Origin of the sequence: Streptomyces sp. NPDC086023 (genome assembly GCF_044540325.1) — a bacterium.
Lineage (GTDB): Bacteria > Actinomycetota > Actinomycetes > Streptomycetales > Streptomycetaceae > Streptomyces.
The window spans coordinates 306-1,431 of record NZ_JBITRX010000053.1; the positions used below are offsets into that span (position 1 = coordinate 306).

Genomic DNA, 1,126 nt, shown 5'->3' on the forward strand with positions numbered 1-1,126 from the left:
CGTAGCCGCCGCCCTGCGGACGGTCGTCGCGGCGGAAGCCGCCGCGCTCGTCGTCCCGACGCGGGGCACGGTCGTCACGACGGAAGCCACCACCCTGCGGGCGGTCATCGCGACGGAAGCCGCCGCCCTGGGGACGGTCGTCCCGGCGGCCGTAGCCGCCGCCCTGCGGACGGTCGTCGCGGCGGAAGCCGCCGCGCTCGTCGTCCCGACGCGGGGCACGGTCGTCACGACGGAAGCCACCACCCTGCGGACGGTCCTCGCGCCGGCCGTAGCCACCGCGGTCGCCACCACGCTCGTCGTCACGACGGAACCCGCCGGACGGACGGTCGTCACGACGGAAGCCACCACCCTGCGGGCGGTCGTCCCGGCGGAAGCCGCCGCCCTGGGGACGGTCGTCCCGGCGGCCGTAGCCACCGCCCTGCGGACGGTCGTCGCGGCGGAAGCCGCCGCGCTCGTCGTCCCGACGCGGCGCACGGTCGTCACGACGGAAGCCACCACCCTGCGGACGGTCCTCGCGCCGGCCGTAGCCGCCACGGTCGCCACCACGGTCGTCCCGACGGTCGTCGCGGCGGAAGCCACCGCGCTCGTCGTCCCGACGCGGCGCACGGTCGTCACGACGGAAGCCACCACCCTGCGGACGATCGTCACGCCGGCCGTAGCCACCGCCCTGCGGACGGTCGTCCCGGCGGAAGCCGCCGCCCTGGGGACGGTCCTCGCGCCGGCCGTAGCCACCGCGGTCGCCACCGCGGTCGTCGCGGCCGCGATAACCGCCGCGGTCGTCGTCGCGACGCTGGCCGCCACCGGAGCGGTCGTCGCGGCCCCCGCGGTAGCCGCCCCTGTCGCCGTCGCGACGCCGAGGCTCGCGCTCCGGACGATCGTCGGGAGAGTTGGTGGACATGGGTGAGACTCCTGTCTTCGGGGTGCCGCAATCATTCTCGCGCAACCAGCCCGCGGTCGCGCTTCGGCAAAAGGCATAAACAAAAAGGACCCTTGGTCCCAGCGTGAACGCTGGGACCAAGGGTCCTTTGAAAGATTGTTCGGCGGCGTCCTACTCTCCCACAGGGTCCCCCCTGCAGTACCATCGGCGCTGAAAGGCTTAGCTTCCGGGTTCGAAATGTAACCGGGC

The 1,126-nt window shown here is 73.9% G+C and carries 1 rRNA gene and 1 pseudogene; one reads left to right on the top strand and one right to left on the bottom strand.

Annotated features, from left to right (window positions below):
- Positions 1 to 904 (top strand): annotated as a pseudogene (locus ACIF6F_RS37955) (hypothetical protein); the annotation flags it as partial.
- Positions 905 to 1,035: 131 nt separating this feature from the next.
- Here the strand turns inward: ACIF6F_RS37955 and rrf are convergent.
- Positions 1,036 to 1,126, bottom strand: a 5S ribosomal RNA gene (gene rrf, locus ACIF6F_RS37960); the annotation flags it as partial.